This is a genomic window from Streptosporangium sp. NPDC006013, from assembly GCF_040614275.1.
GTDB lineage: Bacteria > Actinomycetota > Actinomycetes > Streptosporangiales > Streptosporangiaceae > Streptosporangium.
Map to the genome: position 1 here is coordinate 1 of NZ_JBEXUE010000839.1, position 2,283 is coordinate 2,283.

Genomic DNA, 2,283 nt, shown 5'->3' on the forward strand with positions numbered 1-2,283 from the left:
ACCCGCGCGGCGACGGGGTTGCCCTCGGAGTACTTCCGGTCGATCTTCCTGGACGGACCGGTCTTGCGCGCCTTGGTCATGAGGGAATGCCGCTGACGATCACTGTGGTACGACATGGTCAGAGCGAGTCCAACGTGGCCTTCGAGGAGGCCTTCCGCGCGGGCCGGGCGGTCGTCCTGGAGCGCCCCGACTCCGAGGCCGAGCTGACCCCGCTCGGCAGGGAGCAGGCCACCGAGCTGGGGCGGCACCTGGCGGCAGGGGATCCGCCGGAACTCGTCCTGTGCTCGCCGTACCGCAGGACCGTGCAGACCTGGGAGCTGGTCGCCGCCGAGCTGGGTGCGGACCCCGAGATCCGGCTGGAGCCGAGGCTCAGGGACCATGACATGGGACGTTGGTCGGGGATGAACCTGCTCGCGCTCAGGGAGAGGTTTCCCGGTGAGTCGGAGAACCTGGTGGCGCGCCTGTACGGCGGTTTCCGGCCCCCGGAGGGGGAGAGTTTCCCCGATGTCGCCGGTCGGATACGCGAGGTGGTCGAGGAGCTGCGTGCCGGGCACGCCGGGCGCCGGGTTCTCGTCGTCGCGCACGACTCGGTCGTGCTGATGTTCAAGCACGTGATCGAGGATGTCCCGATCGACTCGGTCGAGGCGTTCGGCCCGGTCGGCAACGCCTCGGTCTCGGTGTGGCGCGGAACCAGGCCCGAGGTCTTCAACGAGGTGGGCCACCTGCTGGGGACACGGCCGCGGTAATGCTCCGCTTCGGCCGGAGTTTTCCTGATGACCTCCCCCCGCGCGTCCCGCCGGGTACTGGTATGGGGGATCATGGGATTCCCTCATCCGGGTATCGTGCCAGTCTCATGGCAAGCGGGCCGGGAACGGAGGAAGCGCTCCTCCGGCCGGATCCGGCCGCCACGCATCGGAGGTTGATCTTGCAGGGAGCACTCGGCGACATCGTCGTTCTCGATCTCTCTCGTGCGCTCGCGGGTCCGCACGCCACGCAGATGCTCGGCGATCTGGGTGCTCGGGTGATCAAGGTGGAACATCCCGGGGGAGGTGACGAGTCCCGGGGCTGGGGCCCACCGTTCGTGGGTCCTGATAGTGATATTTCTACTTATTTCCTGGCGGCCAACCGGAACAAACAGTCGATCACCCTCGACCTCAAGTCCGCCGGGGGCAAGGCGCTGATCGAGCGCCTGGTGCGGCAGAGCGATGTGCTGGTGGAGAACTTCCGCACCGGCGTCCTGGACCGGCTGGGCTTCCCCGTCGAGCGGCTGCACGAGCTCAACCCCCGCCTGGTCATCCTGTCGATCACCGGCTTCGGCCATGACGGCCCGGAGGGCGGCAGGCCGGGGTACGACCAGATCGCGCAGGGCGAGGCCGGACTGATGAGCCTGACCGGCCCGTCGGCCGACGAGCCGTACCGGGTGGGCGCCTCGATCGCTGACCTGCTCGGCGGCATCCACGGCGCCTACGGTGTGCTGGCCGCGCTGTACGAGCGGGAGCGGACCGGGCGGGGCAAGGTCGTGCGGACCTCGCTGCTGGCCGCGGTGGCCGGGGTGCACTCCTACCACGGCACGGCCTGGACCGTCGGCGGCCAGGTGCCCGTCGCCAATGGTAACCACCACGCCTCCATCGCCCCGTACGGGGCCTTCCACTGCGCCGACGGCATGATCCAGATCGCGGTGGCGAACGACGCGCAGTGGCGCAAGGTCGCCACCCTGCTGGAGATAGATCCAGATATTGCGAAATATGCCACGAACAGGGAAAGGTTTGCGCATCGGGACGAGCTGATCGCGGACATGGAGCGGAGGCTCACCAAGCACGACAGGGCGCACTGGCTGGCCGCGCTCGGCGAGGCCGGGGTGCCCGCCGGGGCGATCAGGTCCATCGACGAGGTCTACGCCTGGGAGCAGACCCGTTCCCAGGGGCTGGTCGTCGAGGTCGACCATCCCGTGCTCGGCACCATCGAGCTGCCGGGACCGCCGCTCCGCTTCGACGGCGACCTTCCCATGCGCCATACCGCCCCGCCGGCCCTCGGCGAGCACAACGACGAGGTCCTCGCCTGGCTGGAGGAACGTGAACGGTCAACGACCCCCTCCTGAAGGAGGGGGCTTGAGGCGCAGTGATGCGCTTCGAAGCCCCGTGTTGACCAGCCCTGGCCATCATGAACTGGAGGTGTGATCCAGATGGCTACGTTGAACACAAGAGCGCAGACCGACCTTGGGGTGCTTCCTCAGCTCCAAGCTCTCGAATCCGTGGGAGCAGACACGCCCGAGGGTGGGCACGA

At 68.4% G+C, this 2,283-nt stretch carries 2 protein-coding genes; both read left to right on the forward strand.

What is annotated here, in order from left to right; all coding sequences use genetic code 11:
* Positions 1 to 86: 86 nt before the first annotated feature.
* On the forward strand, positions 87 to 746 hold the full coding sequence (locus ABZ260_RS50170; protein WP_355632793.1) for a histidine phosphatase family protein: 660 nt from the start codon (positions 87 to 89) through the stop codon (positions 744 to 746).
* 179 nt (positions 747 to 925) lie between these two features.
* Positions 926 to 2,098 (forward strand): CoA transferase, encoded by a 1,173-nt coding sequence (locus tag ABZ260_RS50175; protein ID WP_355632796.1) that lies wholly within the window; start codon positions 926 to 928, stop codon positions 2,096 to 2,098.
* The last annotated feature ends 185 nt before the right edge of the window (positions 2,099 to 2,283 follow it).